This window comes from Paralcaligenes sp. KSB-10 (assembly GCF_021266465.1).
GTDB lineage: Bacteria > Pseudomonadota > Gammaproteobacteria > Burkholderiales > Burkholderiaceae_B.
Genome location: NZ_CP089848.1, coordinates 4,327,332 through 4,347,055, shown reverse-complemented (window position 1 = coordinate 4,347,055; position 19,724 = coordinate 4,327,332). Strand labels below are relative to the sequence as shown.

Sequence of the window (19,724 nt, the reverse complement as noted above, 5' to 3'; positions counted from 1 at the left end):
AATTAATTAGTCCGAACGCCATCGTAAGGGGGGGTAAATATGTGCCTCCTCAAGCCAATCTTCGCGCCCGCTCTCCTATTGAGCGCAGCAATTCTAGCGCTCTTTTCGCAGCTTTGGTCCCTCCGTCCATGTCTCCACGGACGAACAGGGGACGAATCTCCTCAATTTCCTCAAGTTGCGCGATCAACTCGGGTTCGGCAAGCTTGTACTTGCGAAGTACGCTGACCATAGTCATGGAGGCATGCACCATGTCTTCCGACATCTCGCTTACGCCGATTTTATGCAAGGCAAAGTTGACCCAGTGGGTACCTGCAAGCATGGCTGCCTCAATCCGAATTTCCCAATCCGACTCAGTCAGCTTGGCAAGTGATTGTTCAATTCGCTCTGCTTTAGCGCGATGATTTTCCGGGGTCATGGATGTATCTCTTAACGGACCAATGCTTCGTAGACGGATATTGCTTGCGATAGCGCGAGATTGCAGTCATCGACAATTGCCTGGGTTGGAGCGCGATCTCCGCGCAAGCAGGGATCACGGTATTCTTCCAGCGCATGCAATGCTGCCTCCAGGCGCTGGATCGGCTCCGGCATATCGCCAGGAATGGCCGGCCAGCCGACATGGCTCACATCGCCAGGGCCACGAAGCTCCCTGCGGTAGCTGCCGTCACGCTGAGGTACTACGTGCACACCGGGGATCGTGGAAAAAGCGCGATCCTCACTGGTAAGCCCTGTTGCATGCAGCGAGGCATTCCAGATATTGGTTCCCGCTGTAAGGCACGTCCAATACCAGAGTTCAAAGTCTCGAAGCGGATCGAGTCGATCGCGGAGTTGCAAAAGGCGACTTATCTTGTCGGCGTGAGAGGAAATCTTCATGATCTTTCTAGTTGTCAGGTTCCGTATGATTGAGCACGGCTTGGCTCACACGCCAGTCCACGATAGTGGCATTGCCGGTTTTAATCCAGCTTGATATGTCCGTCTACGACAATCTTCCGCCAAACAGCCAGGTCGTTCTTTATCGTTTGCGTGAATTCTTGACGGCTCTCTGCGCTTGCGGGCGGGATATTCGCCTTGCGAAGTACTTCCTGGAACTCTGGCTGGACCAGTTCATGATTGACGGCCTCATGCAGACGATCCAGCAACTCCACCGGCGTATTTTTGGGTGCAAAAACACCTTGCCAACCCGCGGCGGTAAATGGATAGCCTTGCTCGGAAAGCACCTTCACATCAGGCAACTGCGGGCTGCGAACGGTACCTGTCATTGCAATGCCGCGTAGTTTCCCTTGGGAAATAAAACCCAATGGAGACAAGGCGTCAACCCAGCCAATAGGAATCACGCCGGAAACAATATCGGTCAACAACGAGGGCGTTGTTTTGTATGGAACATGATTGATGGTCAGACCGGCACGTTGCTTTATCCATTCCATCGTCAGGTGTCCATTCGAACCGACCCCCCAACTTCCATAAGATGGATATTTTTGAGGATCCTTTCGCAGCAGATCAACCAATTCAGAAAGGTTCTTCGCCGGCACTGAAGAGTTCACTACAAGCAAAATACCACCTACTGCAGCGAGCGCCACGGGCTCCAGGTCTCGCAAAGTTTTAATCCGAAGGTCTGGATTCAGTGCCTCGGCCATCACCATCGATGATGCCGTGCTATGCAAAATCGTATAGCCATCAGGCGCTGCGCTTTTGACCGTAGATGAACCAATCAATCCATTCGCACCAGGGCGATTTTCTATGATAAATGGCTGGCCCAACGTTTTTTGAAGTCTGGCATAGAGCTGGCGCGCCAGAGTGTCCAATATCCCGCCAGCTCCGCCAGGCACGATAACTTTAACGGGTCGCGACGGCCAGTCCTTGCTACCCTGGGCACTAACCAAACCGCTCATCAGCGATGCCGCCGCTCCGAGCACGATCTTTCTACGGGTCGGTGATGTGATCATTTGCTCACCCCTTGACCAATTTCGGCCGGCTTGCGCAGGAATCCCTGGTTGCCACCATTACGGTTGGGCGCGAAGCCATTGGCCTGAAGCGTCTCTTCCGCTGTATCGTAGAAGACCCCAATCTGCATGATTTCTCGTGCCTGTTGCGCTGTGGCTATGGGACGACCAAATTCGCCGGAGATACGCACCAATTGCTTGATCTGTTCGACGGAACTCATCTTGCCCGTGCGGGTCTGGTTCCAGAGCACATCCTCGATGCCACATCGCACATGCAGGCCCAAGGCAATGCCTATCATATTCACGGGCAGCACATTCAGCACCGAGCTCTCCACCGTTACCACCGCGCCGTCGGGCGCGGCGCGCAGGAAGTTGGCCAGGTTGTAGATGTTGGCTTGATCCATGCCACCGCTGATAGCCACCCAGTTCATCACTAGCGGTCCCTTGTAGACGCCGCGACGAATCATCCGTTCGATCGTCTCAAAGCTGTTGATGTTGTAGCACTGGAACTCGCTCTGGATCCCGGCGGCTGTCAGGCGTCGAATGTGTTCCTCGACCCAGCTGGGATTCGAAGGCACGATCATGTCCTTGTACGTTGCATACAGGTGCGGGAACCCCCGCGAAACTCCCTTGAAGTCATCCTCACCGGCATGTTCTGTCACATTCATCTGCGTCGTGTTGACGGTCACTGTCACTTGGTCGGGCTTCGGGTCGAGTTCGGCCAACATATGCCGCGTATCATCGCTTAGCCACTTGGCGGCCTGGCCATCGGATTCGGGCGCGAAACTGATGGAGCCGCCCACCTGGATGACCATTTCCGGAACGCGGGCGCGCACCCCGGCGATCAGCTCATTGAACATGGACAGGCGCTTGCTGCCCTTGCCATCAAGTTCGCGCACATGCAGATGCAGCACGGTGGCACCGGCTTCGTAGCAATCGACCGCCTTCTGGATCTGCTCTTCCATCGTGATAGGAATATCTTCCGGGAAGTCCGAGGGAATCCAGCCCGGAGCATAGGGAGCGGCGGTGATGATCAGAGGCTGCTGGTTCTCGGGATACAGATGGCCGTCAAGGAAGTTCATGATGAGTCTCCACGTAAGTATTTAGAATGTCGAACTGCTTGGCATCATTATCTGATTCCATCGACGCTCCCACTTATCTTTGGGGGACACGGTCTTGCTAATTCGCGACAACGGGGTATGGCTGGCCATGACACAGCGCAAAATCGCAAAATATTGAATAAGTTTTTGACGACGGCCAATGCATTGAATTAGTGCCAGCCAAAAGAAAACGGCCGATCAAAAAATAATCGGCGGCTCCGGGCAGATTATTTGCGGCTCTTGTCGATAAGCCGCTGGGCACGACTTTCTTTGGCGCTGCAGCCAAACTGTGCCTGGTACCAGCGAGAGAAGCTGCTGGGCGCGGTAAAACCCAGGATTTCTGCAATATCGGTCAGCGACCGTTCGCTTTCAAGCACATAGCGCGCAGCCAGCTCTTTGCGAATATCGTTCACCAGGGACGAAAAACTGTGCTCGCGTTCCGCCAGGCGGCGCTGCACCGTGCGGGGCACCACACCCAAATGCTCGCTGACCTTTTCGATACTGCAGCGCCCGCTTGGCAGCAGCAGCAAGATGGTGCGCCGCACATCATCCAGAACCCGGGTTTCGGGCGACTGGTCTGCATCGTCGATCAGCTTTTGGGCATAGCGCACCATGGCCGGATCCGCCGATGGATTGCGCACATCCAGATCGGCTTTCGCGCAGACGATGCAATTGAAATCGCAACCAAACTCGATTGGACAGCCAAAAAGCTGAGTATGTACGCTCAGATCGTGCGGTGCGCAATGCTCAAAGCACACGCGCCGGGGCCGCCAGTCATTGCCCACCAGTTGGCGTATCAAGCGCACCATCACCCCCAGAGCCAGCTCTACACGTTGGCGTATGGGCTGATGCACACCTCCCGCCATGACCGCCTCCCGGATCAGCACTATGCCGTCGCCTTCTTCTATAGTCAGCGAGAGCGCGCCGTTGAGCACGACCACGTAACGCATCAGCATGTAAAGCGAGTCGCGCAAGGTAACCTGGTCGCGCATCAGCAAACCCACGGCGCCAAGGTTGGACAGCAGGCGGGACTTGGCCATGCACAGACCAAAGCTTTCGTTGCCCGACGCACTGGCCGAAACCTGCAGCAAACGGCCCACGGATTCCACAGGGATCATCAAATCGGGTTCATCGAGCGCGCTGGGACTCAAGCCCACGTCCAGGAGCATACGCACCGGATTCAGCCCAGACGCAATGGCCACTTCGCGGTAGTTGGTAAGGCAAGCTGCACGGACAAGAGGCGCCATCGGTCTATCAGAGTGAAAGTGGCATGAAATGCAAAACGCATGTCGTCCAAGGATAAGCGCAACCAGCGCAGCGCGCCCACACTTGGAGCATCGACCATTCTACACTGGGAACCATGGGCATGATACAAGCCCCCCAAGCGGAAAGAAAATGCCTAACCAAGCCACTATCCTGATCGTTCCGGGCCTGCGTGACCATGTGCCCGCTCACTGGCAAACCCTGCTGGCGGCCAAGCTCCCCAAAGTGCGCAGCGTGGCTCCGCTGGAGCACGATAAGCTCAGCTGTGCGGCCCGTGTCGATGCCATTGAGCGCACCTTGGCCGACATTGAAGGTCCGGTCATCATTGTGGCGCACAGCGCCGGCACGATGATGGTGGCTCATTGGGCACAGCGCGCCACGCGACCTATTCAAGGGGCTCTGCTGGCCACGCCGTCCGACATGGAAACGCCCATGCCCGCCGGCTACCCAACCGTGGATCAACTCGACAGCAACGGGTGGTTGCCGATTCCGCGCAACAGGCTGCCCTTCCCCACCATCCTGGCGGCCAGCAGCAACGACCCTTTATCTCGCCTGGAGCGTGCCCGTGCGCTGGCGGAGACTTGGGGCAGCCGTTTTGTGGAATTGGGCGCGGTGGGCCATCTGAACCCCGCATCGGGCTTTGGCGAATGGCCGAGGGCCGAAGAACTGATACGCGAACTCAGCCTGCATGCTGTGTGAGCATGCTCAAATTTAGACAGCATATCCAGGAGACAAAAATGCAGAAACAATACAAAAGAAAATGGCTCGCATGCATGACCGCAATGGCGCTGGGCGCCATGACTTTGAGCCCCATGGCACTGGCGGCCGATACGGTTTGGCCAAGCAAGCCCATCCGCTTGCTGGTTGCCGGCCCGGCGGGAGGTACCGCGGACGCGCTGGCGCGCTTGCTGGCCGAAGGCCTGCAGAAGAGCCTCGGCAAACCTATTATCGTGGAGTCCAAGCCTGGCGCATCGGGCGGCATTGCCATCAGGGATCTGATGTCCAATGGCAAAGACGGCTATACCTTTTTGGTCATCCAGGACGGCGCGGTCAGCGAAGTACCTTTGGCCTACAAAGTCAATTACAAGCCTTTCACCGATATCAAGCCCTTGGCCCAGTTAAGCCGCACAGGGCTGGTATTGGTCGCCAACAAAGATCTGAAACTGAATAACTTGCAGGATGTAGTGAAGTATGGCCAGTCGCAAAAAGACGGTGTCAATTTTGCGTCTTATGCCACGGGAATGAAAGGACACACCTCCGGCATGCTGCTCGGCCAGCTCACCCATATGAATATGCGCTATGTGGGGTACAAAGGCTCGCCGCAGGCCCTGGTGGATTTGATGGGCGGACAGTTCCCATTAATGTTTGACGGCATAACCACGTCCTTGTCGCTGATTAAAAGCGGGAAAATCAAGGCCATTGCGGTCAATTACCCGACACGGATCCACGAACTGCCCGATGTACCCACCTTCACGGAACTGGGCTATCCGCAGCTATCCAAGGCAGGCTGGTTCGGCGTGTGGGCACAACCCGATACGCCTGCCGAAATTCAGAAAAAACTACGCGACGTAACACTTGCGTTTTTTCAGCAGCCCAACGCCCTGAGCCGCATCAACGCACTCGGCATGGAACCGGGGAAACCCTATACAAGCGAAGAGCTCATGGCTGATTTGCGAGAGGCCTATCAGAAACAGGCGGCTTTGCTGAAGTCAATAAACTATCAACCCCAATAGGTTCGCCGCGAAGAGCGTTCGCGGCGGCGCCATAGTTCACAGCGCCCGGCTATCGATTTTTAATCAGGTCGGATACCAATTCCCGTACCCTCGCGCCGACTAGTCTGGCTGCTTTCGAAAGCGGCCTGTGTCTTGTGAAACTAAGCGCAACTGTGCGGCGAATCACAGGCCTGTCGATTTGAGCGGCTGCCAACTTGCCCGCCTCGAGTTCATCTTTGATGGCCAACAGCGGAAGCAGTGTAAATGCATGCCCGCTCATGGCGACGTCCTTCATGGCGGTCAATGTGTCGACCTCCATTACAACATCGGGCCATATATTGTGTTGGCGGCCCAGCATATCCAGCGTAGCCCGCAAGCCATTGGGCGTTGAGGGTAAAACCAGAGGCAGGTTTGCCAGAGTTCGAAACGGCAGTGTTGCCTTGGCCCCCAGCGCATGCATGGCATCAGGCCGGCCTATCAAAAAAGTGTCGACCGCGCCCAATGAATCTTCGTGACGCCCATCGCTGGCGCCATATCGATTGACTACGATCATATCCAACCTACCCGAGCCAAGCTGTTCATCCAGATCGCCGCTAAACCCTTCGGTAACGTGCAAGCGCACTTCCGGCGCCAATGCCCGGATATTGGTGAACAGCACGGGCAGCAACTCCCGGCTCATCGAAGGCAGCACGCCAAAATGGACGGTTCCCGTCAGCACCCTTGCAGCGTCTTTCACCGTGCTTTCAAGCCGGCCTACCTGGTCGAGCACGAGCTCGATCTCTGGTCGAACCCGCTTGCCAAACTCCGACAAAGTCATGCCCCTGCCGGTTCTTTCGAATAGGCGGTCGCCCCACTCGGTCTCCAACTGCGAAATTTGCCGGCTGACCAGCGATTGGGCGGTATCCGTGGCAGTTGCCGCTCGTGAAAGCGAACCAAGCGCCGCCACAAGCGAGAACATTTCGAGCTGCTTTAAATTCATTAGCTATCACAAATATAGAAACCTGTTATATGCAATATAACTCTTGTGCATAGCCAGCGCCATATCTAGACTTGAATTTCGCTCTTCTGCCGGAAGAGATCAAAACAACATCTCAGGAGACAAAATGAATACTTGCCGTTTCAAGAAGCTTGCCCCGGTTTTTCTACTGGCAGCGGCGGCCGGCCTCGGTGTTACAGCGCCCGCTCGAGCGGCCTACCCCGATAAGCCAATAAAACTGATTGTCCCCTTCACCGCCGGCGGGCCGACCGACGCATTGGCCCGTATTGTGGGTGCGAAACTGACGCAATCCCTTGGGCAAACCGTCATTGTTGAAAATCGCGGCGGTGCCGGCGGCCTGATTGGTACCGAGGCGGCCGCCTCGGCGGCACCCGACGGATACACGCTGTTTTTCGCCACCACTGGCACCATGACGATCAACCCCAGCCTTTATTCGAGCATGAGGATCAAGCCGCTTAGCGCATTCGATGCTGTCGGCATGGTTGCAGGTACGGTGAATGTTCTCGTGGTGCCGCCCTCACTCCACGTCAAAACGACGCAAGAACTTATCGCCTTGGCGAAGAAAAAACCCGGAGCGCTGACCTTTGGCTCGGCCGGGGTAGGAAGTTCAAACCACCTGTCGGGAGAATTGTTTAAAAAAATGGCCGGCATCGATATTGTGCACGTTCCCTATAAAGGTTCGGCACCGGCGCTGACAGATCTTCTGGGCGGGCGAATTTCAATGATGTTCGACACTATTTCCAACGAAGTGCCGAATATCGAAACGAATAAAGTGATCGCGCTGGGAGTGACGGGCACGTCCGAATCACCAACCCTCCCCCACATTCCGACTATTGCGGAAGCGGGTTTGCCGGGCTTTCACGTAAGCATTTGGTTCGGTCTGGTCGCTCCACATGGGATAGCTCCCGAGACCGTACACACGCTGAATCAGGCTATTAACAAAATGCTCGCCAACCCCGATATGCAATCGCAGCTGGCATCGCTTGGCGCAACGCCCTTGCCAGGATCGCCCGGGGACTTCACTGCCCAGATGAAAAAAGATGAGGCCAAGTGGAGCAAAATCATAAAAGACTCCGGTGTAAAGGTAGATTGATAAATTGAAACAAGAGAACATGGTGAATCAATCGAAGGCCATACAGGTGTTGTGCCCCGCCTCGGTCGCGGTAATCGGTGCCTCGGACAATCCCAACAAAGTGGGGGGACGTCCCATTCATTACATGCGCAAGTTCGGTTATGGCGGCCGCATTCTACCCATCAATCCACAAAGGCAGTCTGTGCAGGGCATAGACTGCTATGCAAGCCTGGACGACACAGACATCGTGCCAGAAACGGCCATCATTGCCGTGGCCGGCGAGGATGCGGTTAAAGCCGTCCATGATTGTGCCCGCCGCGGCGTATCGACAGCAATACTGATGGCTTCCGGATTTGCGGAAACCGGAGCGGCAGGCTTGCTTGTTCAGCGGGAACTGGTTGCATTCGCTCTGGCACATGGCATGCGTTTGGTGGGCCCCAACGCCCAGGGCCTGGCTAATTTCGCAACGGGTGCCGTACTCAATTTCAGCACGATGTTCATGGAAGTACCGCCCAAGGATGGGCCAATAGCGGTCGTCAGTCAAAGCGGTGCCGCGAGCGTGATGCCTTATGCATTACTGCGAGAGAAAGGACTGGGTGTGCGCTATTTGGCCGCCACGGGCAATGATGCCGACCTTGGCGTATCGGAACTCGTTCGCTTGATTGCGGCCGATGCGGACATACGTCTGATTCTTGTCTATGTCGAATCTCTGACCCGCCCAGAGTTCCTGGCTGAAGCCGCGGACCTTGCCCGGCAACATGGCGCACACATAGTGCTGCTCAAAGGCGGGAGCAGTCTTAAAGGAGCGGTTGCCGCGGCATCACATACAGGTGCAATAGTGGGACAGGACGCCGCATTGGACGCCTTTCTGGAACAGAATGGTATTTGGCGGGCTCATGACATTCATGAACTGGTCAACGCGGCGCCACTATATCTAAGCGGCTTTTCCCCGAAATCGGGTCGTACAGTCGTGATGAGCCACAGCGGCGCAGTGGGCGTGCTTTGTGCCGATGCGGCCGAACGGATAGGGCTGCCTTTAGCCGAGCTTGAGTCCACAACATGCAACAGCCTTCGAAGCCTTTTGCCGAATTTCGCTACCGTGGCCAACCCTCTGGATCTCACGGCGGCCTTGCTGGGCGACAAGGAAATGTTCCCAAGAGTGCTCGATGTCCTGGGCGACAGCCGCGAGGCGGACATGTTCCTTTTTGGAATTCCTGTTGCAGGACCGGGCTACGATGTTCCGGCATTGGCCAGTGCAACCGCGGCCTTCGCTTCCCATAATAGAAAACCGGTAGCGGTTACGGCGCCCCAGGAATCCGTACGCAGGCAGTTCCAGCATTGTGGAATTCCGACATTCACGGGCGAAACCGACGCAGTGCGCGCTTTGAATCAGTATTTTCAGCAATGCCACTTTCATCGCAGAGAAACGCAAGAGCCGCCCTCTCGAATAGCCACCACCCTGGCCCACGGATTACTTGACGAAGCGGACAGCCTGGCCGCATTGGCCTCGTTTGGGTTGCCTGTGGTCGATCACATGGTCTGCGGGGACGCCGATTCAGCGGTTCATGCCGCTTCACAGCTTAACGACAGTGTCGTTATAAAGGGATGCTCGGCGGATGTCCCGCACAAAACCGAACACGGCCTCGTTCACATTAATGTACTGGGAGCCGAAGAGGTTCGAACCGCCGCCAACGATTGCTTGGCGAAGCTGCGGAAGCTTGGCGCGGCAAAACCACGCGTACTGGTGGCCCGAATGCTCAAAGGCAAGCATGAATTCATGCTCGGCGCGACAGTTGATCCGATATTCGGGCCGGTTATAACAATTGGCGAAGGAGGGACTCTGGTCGAACTCCGACACGACGTGGTTTCGCTGCTGCCGCCTTTCCACGAAGAGGAAGTGCTGCGTGCCATTAAGCGGTTGCGGGTCGCACCGATATTGTCGGGCTTTCGTGGCGAGCCGGCACTCGACGCCCAAGCATTGGCAAAAGCCGCGGTGGCGCTGGGCCATTTCGCCCTGCAACACCGGGCCACGCTGCATGCGGTAGACATCAACCCCATTATGGTGATGCCATCTGGCCAAGGCGCCATAGCGGTGGATGCCGTAGTCGAATTCAAGGATAAGGCATGAGCGACACAGTGCTGTTGAAAATCATGGGCCAAGTCGGCGTTGTATCACTGAATCGGCCACAGGCCCTGAACGCAGTCAACCATGAAATGCGTAACGCACTTATACAAACGCTGGGTATCCTAAATGCCGATTCAGCAGTCCGTTCCGTTGTAATCACGGGTGCGGGTGATCGTGCTTTTTGCGCCGGCCAGGATCTTGACGAAGCAGTCAAGGCAAGCTGGCGCAAAATTGTGCCCTGGCTCGAGGCGCAACGCAACATGTACCAGGCCGTTCGTAACCTGGACAAACCCTGCATCGCGGCGCTCAATGGCGTTGCCGCGGGGGCCGGATTCCAGATTGCCCTGTGCGCGGATCTTCGCATCGCGACGCCGGACGCCCGGATTGGCCAGCCGGAAGTCAAAGCCGGCTTGGCCAGCATTGTTGGCTCATACCTGATGAGCCTGCATGTGGGAATGGGGCATAACGCACAGCTGTCGCTGCAAGGTGATCTGATCAACGGCCAGCGTGCTTATCAGATGGGACTGGTCAATTATCTGGCAGATGATACTTTGGCAGAGGCTATTAAGGTCGCAGAGTCGCTTGCCCTGCATCCAGCCACCGCCATACGCCTTTCCAAACAACGGTTGCGCGCCTTGACACAGGCTGGGTTCGATGAAGCCTGTGTTGCCGGCATTCGTGCTCAACTGGAATGTTATGCAAACGGCGAACCCCAGGCGGCAATGAATGCATTTCTGCACGCCCGAAAGTCCAAAGGAAACAAACAATGAGTTATAAGCAGCATTTTATCAATGGCGCCTGGGTGGATGCGCAGGGAGTCGGGCAAACGATTATTTACGACTCAAGCACTGAAGCATCGATAGGCACAGTCTGTCACGCGATCGATGCCGAGGTCAACGGTGCCGTCGCGGCGGCACGGGCCGCGTTTGCGCCATGGGCCAACTTGCCGATCGAAACGCGGGCCCGTTATGTTCGGGCCATTGCCGAAGGCTTGGAGAGCCATGCCGATGCACTGGTCGCAGGCATCGTCGCCGAAGTAGGGATGCCCGAAAAATTAACGCGCCGCATTCAGGTGCAAGCGCCTATCGCGGCATGGCGCGCAACAGCCGACGCCGCGATAGACGCCCTGGCCGAAACGAAAACCGCGCACTCTTATATCATGCGTGTTCCGGTCGGCGTTGTAGGCGCGATTACGCCCTGGAATTATCCCTTGCATCAAATTACGGGGAAATTGGCGGCTGCCTTGGTGGCAGGATGCACAATAGTACTAAAGCCTTCTGATCTGGCACCCACGTCGGCGCAGATCCTAGGAAAAGCGATCGAGACGGCGAAGCTGCCCGAGGGTGTGGTGAACATTATCTTTGGCGACGGGGCGACAGGAGAGGCCTTGGTTGCCCACCCTGGTGTCAATATGGTGTCGTTTACCGGATCGACCGCGGTGGGGCGTCGTATCGCCAGTTCCGCTGGCCAGGCCCTAAAGCGTGTTTCATTGGAATTAGGTGGAAAATCAGCCAGCATCGCATTAGCAGAGGCTGACCCCGCCTTGGTAGTGCGGCACGCACTGTCCTCCTGCTTCCTGAACTCCGGCCAGACATGCAGCGCCATCACGCGATTGATTGTGCCCGAGGATCAGTACCTGGAATATCGCACGCGGCTCCAGGAAGGAGCGCAAAAGATAACGCTTGGCGATCCACGCGACAGCGCAACGCGCATGGGGCCTTTGGTGTCGAGCGATCAAAGGCAGCGTGTATTGTCGTTTCTTTTGGAGGCCGAAGAAGCCGGATTCGACTTGATCGCCGGCGGGACGCACGCGCCCACGCCCGGACAAGGCTACTTCATCGCGCCTACAGTGTTCGGCCGGGTACCCGCACAAGCGCGCATCGCATCTGAAGAAATTTTTGGCCCCGTGCTAGCCGTTCTTACCTATGTCACTGAAGACGAGGCTATCAATATCGCGAACCAGACACCCTATGGTTTGGCCGGTGCGGTTTGGGGCAGTGAAGATAAGGCAATGGCCGCGGCTCGCCAACTAAGGGCCGGGCAAATTGATGTAAATGGCGCGCCCTTCAATCCCTTGGCTCCGTTTGGCGGATTTGGAGCATCGGGTATCGGACGCGAAGGCGGCATTTACGGCATCCTGGAGTTCACCGAACTGCGGGCGATTCAGGCTTCCTCTACCACCACAGCGCAATAAGGCCACGTTATGTATACACAAATCGAACTGACTTTCGCCGGGACCGATCAGCACGTGGCGATTGTTACGCTGTCTCGGCCGGAAAAGATGAATGCCCTGACCAAAGTCATGGAAGCTGAGTTGCGCGCAGTATTCGAACGGCTCGACAAAGATGCCGCTGTCCGCGCCATTGTATTGACAGGTAAAGGGCGCGCATTTTGCGCCGGCATGGACATTGACGAACTCGAAGTGCTGCCGCCGGACGATATTCAGGCCGCGGAATGGATGCGCCCGTACAACATGAATCGCCGGCCCGACTATCAGAGTCGCTATGCCTATTTCCCGGCAATAGCAAAACCCGTGATATGCGCCATAAACGGGGCGGCCGCGGGCTTGGGATTGATATTCGCCTTATACAGCGATATGCGCTTTGCCAGCGACAAGGCTGTGTTCTCGACTGCATTTGCCAAGCGCGGCCTGATCGCCGAACACGGCATCGCATGGATACTGCCACGCGTAGTGGGGCCGGGAAACGCCGCCGACTTATTGTTTTCGGCACGCAAGGTTGGTATTGAAGAAGCCTTGCAGATGCGCTTGGTGGACCGGGTAATACCTGCCGAACACCTCATGGACGAAGTCATTTCCTATGCCAATGACATTGCAATGAACGTGTCTCCGCGTTCTGTACGAGTGATGAAGCAACAGTTGTCTACCGCACCGTTTCAATCGTTGTCGGAAGCGATTGCCTTGGCGAACCACGAGATGTTCGATAGCCTCCAAAGCGCTGATTTTAAAGAAGGTGTCAGCCACTTCATTGAACGCCGGCCGGCCAATTTTACCGGCCGATAGTTGGCAGACCTATCGGTAATCGCATTGTCATTCTCCGTTCCGATCAGGAATTCGAGGAGCCTCGGTGCCTTCGGCTTTGGGAGAGCATGGTATGGAGCCTCATTGGAAGAGGCAGTCACGAAGCAGCCTGTATGCGCGGCTCGGCCTTTCTCATCGACGTGATGATTGCAGCAAGGATCCGAACCGCTGCCTCCATCTGCTCATTGCTGAATCCACCTAAGCCAAGCACCAGGCCTGAGCGGCCATTGCCTGTCGAATACATTGGAGACACGGCACGCACAGCCACCCCGGCCTCCACTGCGCGTGACGCCAGCAGGACGTCATCGATACCGCGCGCGAGCCAGAGCACCAGGTGCATACCCTGATCGCTAGGCTGCAGCCATCCAAGATCCTTGGGAATCCATCGACCGAGCATCCCTAACAACTGGCTTCGCCGGTCGGCGTACACACCGCGAATGCGTCGGATATGCCGATCTAGATAGCCTTCGGTGATGAAAGCGGCAAGGACATGTTGGTCAGCGCTTGGCGTATGCCTGTCCATCAACACACGCGCACCGCAGAAGGCGGGCACCAAAGCGTCCGGAACGATGGCATAGCCAAGGCGCAGCGACGGAAACAGGATCTTGCTGAAGGTGCCGAGGTAGACGACGCGATCCGGTGCAAGCCCTTGCAGTGAAGGAAACGGATGGCCGGCATAGCGCAGCTCGCTGTCGTAGTCGTCCTCCACAATCCAGGCGCCGCTCTCGCTCGCCCAAGCCAGCAGCGCATTCCTGCGCCCCATGCTCATCGGCATTCCCAGGGGGTATTGATGCGAAGGGGTGACGAATGCAGCACACGCCTGCTTTGCCATTGCCACGCCCGCCTCGACGTTAATCCCGGCATCGTCGACGGGAACGCGCACCACGCGATCCTGTCGCCCTATGCTTTCGAGAATCGCCGTTATGCCACGATAGGCAGGGTCTTCCACCCAGGCGACGTCGGTAGCGCCCAGTAGCACTTGGCAGGCGACATACAACCCTTGCTGGGTCCCCGTCGTGATGATGACTTGCTCAGCACCGCAGTGCACTGAACGCGACCTCCGTACATACCCAGCCACAGCTTCCCGGAGGGCCTTGACACCTTGAGGATCATCATAGCCCGAGGGCGCGCCCGGCCCTCGGGCGCGGATGCGGTTGCCCAGTCGTCGCCACGTTTCATCGGGCGCCGCCGGGCCTGTGGGAACCGAAACAGCAAAGGGTACCGGCGGGAGCGGCTTGAATTGCTCCGCGACTTTGGCGAAGGCGACGGCAGGCGCGGGAAGCGCAGTGGGTGTCGCGTTTGCCATCGGCTTTTGCGAACCGCCGGCGGCGGACCGAGATGGGGTCAATGAAGAAGCGACCCGGGTGCCTGCCCTTGGTTGTGCGTCGAAAAATCCCTCGGCGATCAGTTGTTCGTACGCCTCCAGGACAGTGCCGCGCGCGATATCGAGCGCCTGGGCTAGCCGGCGGGTCGAAGGCAGAAGATCGCCAGGCTTCAAGTTGCCCGAATGTATTGCCTCGCGCAAAGCGTGCGTCAATTGGCGGCCAAGATGCCCGCTTTTACGGTCCAGGCCGCCAATGGGCGGCAAATCCACAGCTTGGGGATGTCGCGGCATACGATTCTGGTCTACTTAAATTTATCGATTGTGGATCTATATAGTAATCCAGAAAAATAGCGATAATCCACGCCAGACAACTGCTTGCAAAAGCACAAGCATTTCAATCAATGTGAAGTCCGGGAGAACTGATATGTATGTACCCACCCATTTCGATGAGCCTCGTGCGGAAGTGCTGCATGACCTCATCAGGCAACATCCTTTTGGAACACTGATCACGCACGGCGCAAGTGGACTGGCTGCCAACCATATTCCCTTTGAACTCAACCCTCAGCAGGGTGACAGGGGTGTGTTGAATGCTCATGTGGCACGCGCCAACTCCGTGTGGGAGGACGTATCCGATGGCGATGAGGTACTGGTGGTCTTTCGGGCCGCCGATGCCTATGTTTCGCCCAATTGGTATCCATCCAAGCATGAATTCCACAAGCAGGTACCCACCTGGAATTACATCGTGGCCCACGCCCACGGACGCATCACCATCCGCGACGACGAGCAGTTCGTGCGCGGCCTGGTTGCCCGCCTGACCCGAACCCATGAGGCGTCACAGCCGGCGCCATGGAAAATGACGGACAGCTCCAAGGAGTACATTGACACGATGCTCAAGGCCATCGTGGGTCTGGAAATCCAAATCACCCGCCTTGTTGGCAAGTCGAAACTAAGCCAAAACAAGGAGGTTCGCGACATACGCGGCGCCGGCGAGGCGCTCAAGGCCCAAGGTGATCTTATAATTGGCAATGCCATGCTGATTTGTGCCGACGCCAAGTCGCCATGAATTTCCTACCTATTTATAACTGAACCTCACAGCTCAGCCGACACTGACCCGAAAGACACCCACACCATGTCATTCCTTGCCCGGGGTGGCGCAGTCCATGATCGTGACGGTGTGGAAATTGGACCTTAGCTATCTCCCCGCCGCCATGGCCGTCGACATAGCGCCTTCACGGAATTTTCTTCACGCTCGTCGCGCCCAGGCCAATCACGCGCCCGTTCGCGGCGTAATCGCATTGCTGATGTTCGCGGCCTATGCGGTATTCGGCAGGCATGGAGTCACTCTGCTGGGCGCTTGTGTGAGCGGCCTGGCGCTGGCGTTCTGGGTAGCGACTTTGCGTTATATGCCGCAATCGGGCGCCCGCAGTCGCGATATCCAGCAGAGCCAGTCCTGGCGGAGCCGTTAGCGGTCGCTGCCGCGACCCCTCGGGAAACGGGTGGAAGGTGATCGAAATGCACCAATGAGGCGGATCGGGATGCATGTCGACGCTCATTCGAATTGACATCACGCCCCTTGTGAAATCGGTGGGTTATCCAGCCTTTGATTGCAAATATTCCATAATTCGACTATATTCGAATTATGGAAACGAATAACGCTATCGAGGCGCTTGCCGCCCTGGCCCATTCAGTTCGCCTGTCGGTCTTTCGCACTCTGGTGCAAGCAGGGCCAGAGGGCTTGCCCGCGGGCCGTATCGCCGAGTTGATGGGCATACCCGCCTCATCATTGTCATTTCATCTGAAGGAACTGCACCGGGCGGGATTGCTCGCCAGTCGTCAGGACGGGCGGTCCATCATTTACTCGACGCGCTACCAGACGATGAATGAGCTGCTTGGCTACCTTACGGAGAACTGCTGCGGCGGCAACCCGTGCTCTCCAATAAGCAACTGTGGCACCATCGTGGAGTCCTCATCATGAAACGCGCTCATGTCCATGTCGCTGTAGCCGATCTGCCGGCAAGCACCTGCATCAGGCTCTTTGGCGACGCCGCCAAAAACAATATCGTCGTGCGGTGAGCCCGGTTCATCTTGCTGCCAGAAACTGATGAACCAACACCTCCCTGACCTCAAACCAGTATTCGATCATGCCTGACAAAACCTTCAATGTGTTGGTGCTTTGCACCGGTAACTCGGCCCGCAGCGTTATGGCCGAAGCGCTTTTTAATGCCCTTGGCAAAGGGCGTTTTCGCGCCTATAGCGCGGGCAGCCACCCCACGGGCAAGGTCAATCTCTTTGCTGTCGAGCGATGCGAGGCGATTGGCTACGACGTCTCGAACCTGCGCAGCAAAAGCTGGGGGGAGTTTGCGGCGCCCGATGCGCCCAAAATGGATTTTGTCATTACGGTTTGCGATCAGGCAGCAGGAGAAACATGCCCCATCTGGCCAGGGGCGCCCATGACGGCGCATTGGGGATTTGAGGATCCTGCCGCGTTTGAAGGCAGTGACGAAGAAAAACGCAAGTTTTTCAACAAGGTATTTCGACAGATCATGGCTCGCGTCAGTCAGTTTGTGAACCTGCCGCTGCATGTTCTTGATCGTAACGCCATCCAGAAGGAGATGCGGGCAATCGGCCAACAGCCCGTGGAACCCCAGGAATGAATTCAATAGCACAAGTCCCCACCGTATCGCAGGGCGGCGGCATTAGTTTCTTTGAGCGCTACCTTACTGTTTGGGTGGTCCTGTGTATCGTTGCCGGTATTTTGTCAGGCCAGTCGATGCCAGGCGTGTTTCAAGGCATCGCCGCGCTAGAGGTGGCGCAAGTCAATTTGCCGGTATGTCTGCTGATCTGGGTCATGATCATCCCTATGCTGATCAAGATTGATTTCGGCGCAATGGGTCAGGTGGCAAGCCACTGGCGCGGCATGGGAGTAACACTATTTGTAAACTGGCTGGTGAAGCCCTTTTCGATGGCGCTGCTGGCCTGGATTTTCGTGCGTCATTTGTTTGCCGGCTGGCTACCTGCCGATCAGCTCGACAGTTACGTGGCGGGGCTGATTCTGCTGGCTGCCGCGCCCTGCACCGCAATGGTGTTTGTCTGGTCACAGCTGTGCAAGGGCGATCCGTATTTCACACTATCGCAAGTAGCGTTGAACGATGCCATCATGATCGTGGCGTTTGCGCCTGTCGTTGCACTGTTGCTCGGGCTATCCTCGATTTCGGTGCCATGGAATACGCTCATCGCCTCCGTAGCGCTTTACATCATTGTTCCGGTCTTAATCGCTCAGGCCATACGCAAGGTGTTGCTTGCCAGAGGCGAGGCGACGTATCGGCACATGGTCGGCGCCTTGGGCCCGTACTCCATTGTCGCGCTTCTGGCCACGCTTGTTCTGCTGTTCAGCTTCCAGGGTAACGCCATCGTTGAAAAGCCGCTGATCATACTATTGCTGGCGGTCCCGATCCTGATTCAGGTCGTGCTGAATTCGAGCCTGGCTTATTACCTGAACCGCCGATTTGGCGTGGCCCATTGTGTTGCGGGCCCATCCGCCCTGATCGGCGCCAGCAATTTCTTCGAGCTGGCTGTGGCCACGGCTATTAGTCTGTTCGGTTTTCAATCCGGTGCCGCGCTCGCTACCGTGGTCGGCGTGCTCATTGAAGTGCCGATCATGCTAGCCCTGGTTGGCGTCTTCAATCGCTCACGCCATTGGTATGAAGCAAAGAGCGCGCTAGCGGAACGCCGGTCGGGCTGACCGGCCGTTGTTCGAGTGGCGTTCTGAGCAATCAATCCGGGCCGCAACGCGCAGTCAGTGCGGCGGCGGCGCTGCGCGCGGCGGCGGCCATGGTTCGCGCCATCTCTGCGCTGCAGCCCGTGTACGCGGCCGGGTCCAGGGCCGCGCGAAGGGCCGCCTCGTCGACCGCGCCGCGAACCGACGCGTCTTCCAGCAACAGGTCGGCCAAAAGGACGCCGCGCCGCGCCGTCTCGGCGATCGCATGCTTGACCCGCTCATAGGCCTGCGTCCGCCCGAGCGCGGGAGCGAGGATCATCATTGCGTTTTCCGCAGCCATGGCCTGGCCCGAAAACGCCACGTTCCGGCGCATATTATCCGGTTCCAACTCCAGGCAGGTCAGCAGCTCGTCCATGGCGCAGACCAGCTCGTAGGCCAGGGGGCACGCCTGGTCGATGAGCGTGTACAGCATCTGGTTGTTGGCTGCGTCTCCTTCATGCGTGGGTTGCATCGCTTCCAGCGCCAGCGGCGTCAAGGCGCGCAAGCGGGCCGCCAGCGCGATCACACCGACCACCACCTTCGGATTGACCTTGTTGGGCATCGTGCTGGAGCCGATAACCTCATCGCCCTGATTTTCGTAGACTTCGCCGATTTCGTCGGCCATCAGGATGTACAGGTCCCTGGCGATCTTGGAGCAGGTTGCGCTGAACAGCGCGAGCAGCAGGATGTACTCCGCGATGTAGTCGGTGCCTGCCCGCGAGGGCACCGCGAGCGGTGTCAGGCCCAGACGTGCCGACAGGCGGCGGTTCAGTTCCGCACCCTGGTCGCCGGACGCGTGCATGGCGCCCAGGGCGCCGCCCCACAGCGAGGCGAAGACACGCGATTCGGCGCCCTCGAAGCGTTGCCGGTGGCGCAGGAACTCTTCGATCCATGCGGCCGCCTTGAAGCCGAAGGTAATTGGCAAGCCATGGCGGAAGTTGGTGCGCCCGGCCGTGAGCATGTCGGTGCCGAGCTCCGCCAGGTCCGCCAGTTTGAACAGCACGTCGCCCAACTTCGTCATGAAGGCCTCGTGCGCCCGGCGCATCAGCAAGGTGCGCGCGGTCAGCATCACGTTCTGCGTGGTTGCGCCCCAATGCACGTAGCCGCCCGCATCGCCTTCACAGGCCCGCGCCAGCGCTCGCACGAGCGACACGATGGGGGCCCGGGTGCGGCCTATGTCGGCCGCCAGCGCGGTCGCGTCGATGTGCTCGAAGTTCGCCTTGCGTCCGATCTCTTGCGCCGCGCTCGGCGGAATCATGCCGAGGCCGGCCTGGGTTTCGGCAAGCACGGCCTCGATCTCGAGCCAGGACTGCCAGTGGCTGCGCTGGGCGAACAGGTTTTGGATGTCGGCGGTCGACGGTCGCACGACGGCAGAAGTACATGTCATGGGGGTGTCA

The 19,724-nt window shown here is 57.6% G+C and carries 20 protein-coding genes; 12 read left to right on the top strand and 8 right to left on the bottom strand.

From position 1 onward, the window contains the following. Nucleotides 1-49: 49 nt before the first annotated feature. From LSG25_RS19905 to LSG25_RS19885, 5 genes are all read right to left on the bottom strand, one after another. The gene (locus LSG25_RS19905) at nucleotides 50-415 is read right to left on the bottom strand and encodes a hypothetical protein (protein WP_232742598.1); all 366 of its coding nucleotides are present in this window, start codon (nucleotides 413-415) and stop codon (nucleotides 50-52) included. Between the two features lie 11 nt (nucleotides 416-426). Next, nucleotides 427-870 (bottom strand): hypothetical protein, encoded by a 444-nt coding sequence (locus LSG25_RS19900; RefSeq protein WP_232742597.1) that lies wholly within the window; start codon nucleotides 868-870, stop codon nucleotides 427-429. Between the two features lie 80 nt (nucleotides 871-950). Next, nucleotides 951-1,940 carry a tripartite tricarboxylate transporter substrate binding protein gene (locus tag LSG25_RS19895; RefSeq protein WP_232742596.1) on the bottom strand — a complete coding sequence of 330 codons (990 nt, stop codon included), beginning with the start codon at nucleotides 1,938-1,940 and terminating at the stop codon, nucleotides 951-953. After that, nucleotides 1,937-3,019 carry a 3-keto-5-aminohexanoate cleavage protein gene (locus tag LSG25_RS19890; protein ID WP_232742595.1) on the bottom strand — a complete coding sequence of 361 codons (1,083 nt, stop codon included), beginning with the start codon at nucleotides 3,017-3,019 and terminating at the stop codon, nucleotides 1,937-1,939. The genes LSG25_RS19895 and LSG25_RS19890 overlap by 4 nt, the downstream gene beginning before the upstream one ends. A 245-nt stretch (nucleotides 3,020-3,264) precedes the next feature. Next, nucleotides 3,265-4,284, bottom strand: a complete 1,020-nt coding sequence (locus LSG25_RS19885) for an AraC family transcriptional regulator (protein WP_232742594.1) — start codon at nucleotides 4,282-4,284, stop codon at nucleotides 3,265-3,267. Nucleotides 4,285-4,432: 148 nt separating this feature from the next. Here LSG25_RS19885 and LSG25_RS19880 point away from each other — a divergent pair, with 148 nt between their 5' ends. Both LSG25_RS19880 and LSG25_RS19875 read left to right on the top strand, forming a co-directional pair. After that, nucleotides 4,433-4,999, top strand: coding sequence for an alpha/beta hydrolase (locus tag LSG25_RS19880; protein ID WP_232742593.1), 567 nt, complete (start codon nucleotides 4,433-4,435; stop codon nucleotides 4,997-4,999). A gap of 38 nt (nucleotides 5,000-5,037) precedes the next feature. After that, the gene (locus tag LSG25_RS19875; RefSeq protein ID WP_232742592.1) at nucleotides 5,038-6,033 is read left to right on the top strand and encodes a tripartite tricarboxylate transporter substrate binding protein; all 996 of its coding nucleotides are present in this window, start codon (nucleotides 5,038-5,040) and stop codon (nucleotides 6,031-6,033) included. Nucleotides 6,034-6,082: 49 nt separating this feature from the next. On the opposite strand, the gene LSG25_RS19870 is transcribed toward LSG25_RS19875, so the two are convergent. After that, nucleotides 6,083-6,991, bottom strand: a complete 909-nt coding sequence (locus tag LSG25_RS19870) for a LysR family transcriptional regulator (protein WP_232742591.1) — start codon at nucleotides 6,989-6,991, stop codon at nucleotides 6,083-6,085. Between the two features lie 43 nt (nucleotides 6,992-7,034). Between LSG25_RS19870 and LSG25_RS19865 the strand changes: the two genes are divergently transcribed. Genes LSG25_RS19865 through LSG25_RS19845 form a run of 5 tightly spaced genes read left to right on the top strand, consistent with a single transcriptional unit; the run spans nucleotide 7,035 to nucleotide 13,228 of the window. Continuing rightward, the gene (locus LSG25_RS19865; protein WP_232742590.1) at nucleotides 7,035-8,102 is read left to right on the top strand and encodes a tripartite tricarboxylate transporter substrate binding protein; all 1,068 of its coding nucleotides are present in this window, start codon (nucleotides 7,035-7,037) and stop codon (nucleotides 8,100-8,102) included. 19 nt (nucleotides 8,103-8,121) lie between these two features. Then, nucleotides 8,122-10,209: an acetate--CoA ligase family protein gene (locus LSG25_RS19860; RefSeq protein WP_232742589.1), complete on the top strand. Its 2,088-nt coding sequence runs from the start codon at nucleotides 8,122-8,124 to the stop codon at nucleotides 10,207-10,209. Next, nucleotides 10,206-10,976, top strand: a complete 771-nt coding sequence (locus LSG25_RS19855; RefSeq protein WP_232742588.1) for an enoyl-CoA hydratase/isomerase family protein — start codon at nucleotides 10,206-10,208, stop codon at nucleotides 10,974-10,976. Before LSG25_RS19860 ends, LSG25_RS19855 begins: the two co-directional genes overlap by 4 nt. Continuing rightward, the gene (locus LSG25_RS19850) at nucleotides 10,973-12,400 is read left to right on the top strand and encodes an aldehyde dehydrogenase family protein (protein ID WP_232742587.1); all 1,428 of its coding nucleotides are present in this window, start codon (nucleotides 10,973-10,975) and stop codon (nucleotides 12,398-12,400) included. Before LSG25_RS19855 ends, LSG25_RS19850 begins: the two co-directional genes overlap by 4 nt. Before the next feature lie 9 nt (nucleotides 12,401-12,409). Then, entirely contained in the window at nucleotides 12,410-13,228 is an 819-nt protein-coding gene (locus LSG25_RS19845; RefSeq protein ID WP_232742586.1) for an enoyl-CoA hydratase, read from the top strand. 115 nt (nucleotides 13,229-13,343) lie between these two features. Here the strand turns inward: LSG25_RS19845 and LSG25_RS19840 are convergent, their stop codons facing one another. Beyond that, a complete protein-coding gene (locus tag LSG25_RS19840; protein WP_232742585.1) occupies nucleotides 13,344-14,861 on the bottom strand; it encodes a PLP-dependent aminotransferase family protein in 1,518 nt (505 codons plus the stop codon). A 133-nt stretch (nucleotides 14,862-14,994) separates the two neighbouring features. On the opposite strand from LSG25_RS19840, the gene LSG25_RS19835 reads away from it, so the two are divergent. The 5 genes from LSG25_RS19835 (at nucleotide 14,995) to arsB (ending at nucleotide 18,312) form a co-directional block, all read left to right on the top strand. Beyond that, a complete protein-coding gene (locus tag LSG25_RS19835) occupies nucleotides 14,995-15,633 on the top strand; it encodes an FMN-binding negative transcriptional regulator (protein ID WP_232742584.1) in 639 nt (212 codons plus the stop codon). Nucleotides 15,634-15,730: 97 nt separating this feature from the next. Further along, nucleotides 15,731-16,036, top strand: a complete 306-nt coding sequence (locus LSG25_RS19830; protein ID WP_232742583.1) for a hypothetical protein — start codon at nucleotides 15,731-15,733, stop codon at nucleotides 16,034-16,036. Between the two features lie 173 nt (nucleotides 16,037-16,209). Continuing rightward, a complete protein-coding gene (locus tag LSG25_RS19825; RefSeq protein ID WP_232742582.1) occupies nucleotides 16,210-16,545 on the top strand; it encodes a helix-turn-helix transcriptional regulator in 336 nt (111 codons plus the stop codon). A 166-nt stretch (nucleotides 16,546-16,711) separates the two neighbouring features. Beyond that, nucleotides 16,712-17,224: an arsenate reductase ArsC gene (locus LSG25_RS19820; protein ID WP_232742581.1), complete on the top strand. Its 513-nt coding sequence runs from the start codon at nucleotides 16,712-16,714 to the stop codon at nucleotides 17,222-17,224. Then, complete coding sequence (arsB, locus tag LSG25_RS19815; protein ID WP_232742580.1) at nucleotides 17,221-18,312, top strand: ACR3 family arsenite efflux transporter; 1,092 nt, start codon at nucleotides 17,221-17,223, stop codon at nucleotides 18,310-18,312. The genes LSG25_RS19820 and arsB overlap by 4 nt, the downstream gene beginning before the upstream one ends. A 31-nt stretch (nucleotides 18,313-18,343) precedes the next feature. On the opposite strand, the gene LSG25_RS19810 is transcribed toward arsB, so the two are convergent. Then, the gene (locus tag LSG25_RS19810; protein ID WP_232742579.1) at nucleotides 18,344-19,714 is read right to left on the bottom strand and encodes a lyase family protein; all 1,371 of its coding nucleotides are present in this window, start codon (nucleotides 19,712-19,714) and stop codon (nucleotides 18,344-18,346) included. Between the last annotated feature and the right edge of the window lie 10 nt (nucleotides 19,715-19,724).

What these genes read in the sequence shown, in the direction of transcription:
- LSG25_RS19905 (WP_232742598.1), bottom strand. Translation starts at nt 415, where the DNA reads ATGACCCCGGAAAATCATCGCGCTAAAGCAGAGCGAATTGAACAATCA.
- LSG25_RS19900 (WP_232742597.1), bottom strand. Translation starts at nt 870, where the DNA reads ATGAAGATTTCCTCTCACGCCGACAAGATAAGTCGCCTTTTGCAACTC.
- LSG25_RS19895 (WP_232742596.1), bottom strand. Translation starts at nt 1,940, where the DNA reads ATGATCACATCACCGACCCGTAGAAAGATCGTGCTCGGAGCGGCGGCA.
- LSG25_RS19890 (WP_232742595.1), bottom strand. Translation starts at nt 3,019, where the DNA reads ATGAACTTCCTTGACGGCCATCTGTATCCCGAGAACCAGCAGCCTCTG.
- LSG25_RS19885 (WP_232742594.1), bottom strand. Translation starts at nt 4,284, where the DNA reads ATGGCGCCTCTTGTCCGTGCAGCTTGCCTTACCAACTACCGCGAAGTG.
- LSG25_RS19880 (WP_232742593.1), top strand. Translation starts at nt 4,433, where the DNA reads ATGCCTAACCAAGCCACTATCCTGATCGTTCCGGGCCTGCGTGACCAT.
- LSG25_RS19875 (WP_232742592.1), top strand. Translation starts at nt 5,038, where the DNA reads ATGCAGAAACAATACAAAAGAAAATGGCTCGCATGCATGACCGCAATG.
- LSG25_RS19870 (WP_232742591.1), bottom strand. Translation starts at nt 6,991, where the DNA reads ATGAATTTAAAGCAGCTCGAAATGTTCTCGCTTGTGGCGGCGCTTGGT.
- LSG25_RS19860 (WP_232742589.1), top strand. Translation starts at nt 8,122, where the DNA reads ATGGTGAATCAATCGAAGGCCATACAGGTGTTGTGCCCCGCCTCGGTC.
- LSG25_RS19855 (WP_232742588.1), top strand. Translation starts at nt 10,206, where the DNA reads ATGAGCGACACAGTGCTGTTGAAAATCATGGGCCAAGTCGGCGTTGTA.
- LSG25_RS19850 (WP_232742587.1), top strand. Translation starts at nt 10,973, where the DNA reads ATGAGTTATAAGCAGCATTTTATCAATGGCGCCTGGGTGGATGCGCAG.
- LSG25_RS19845 (WP_232742586.1), top strand. Translation starts at nt 12,410, where the DNA reads ATGTATACACAAATCGAACTGACTTTCGCCGGGACCGATCAGCACGTG.
- LSG25_RS19840 (WP_232742585.1), bottom strand. Translation starts at nt 14,861, where the DNA reads ATGCCGCGACATCCCCAAGCTGTGGATTTGCCGCCCATTGGCGGCCTG.
- LSG25_RS19835 (WP_232742584.1), top strand. Translation starts at nt 14,995, where the DNA reads ATGTATGTACCCACCCATTTCGATGAGCCTCGTGCGGAAGTGCTGCAT.
- LSG25_RS19830 (WP_232742583.1), top strand. Translation starts at nt 15,731, where the DNA reads ATGATCGTGACGGTGTGGAAATTGGACCTTAGCTATCTCCCCGCCGCC.
- LSG25_RS19825 (WP_232742582.1), top strand. Translation starts at nt 16,210, where the DNA reads ATGGAAACGAATAACGCTATCGAGGCGCTTGCCGCCCTGGCCCATTCA.
- LSG25_RS19820 (WP_232742581.1), top strand. Translation starts at nt 16,712, where the DNA reads ATGCCTGACAAAACCTTCAATGTGTTGGTGCTTTGCACCGGTAACTCG.
- arsB (WP_232742580.1), top strand. Translation starts at nt 17,221, where the DNA reads ATGAATTCAATAGCACAAGTCCCCACCGTATCGCAGGGCGGCGGCATT.
- LSG25_RS19810 (WP_232742579.1), bottom strand. Translation starts at nt 19,714, where the DNA reads ATGACATGTACTTCTGCCGTCGTGCGACCGTCGACCGCCGACATCCAA.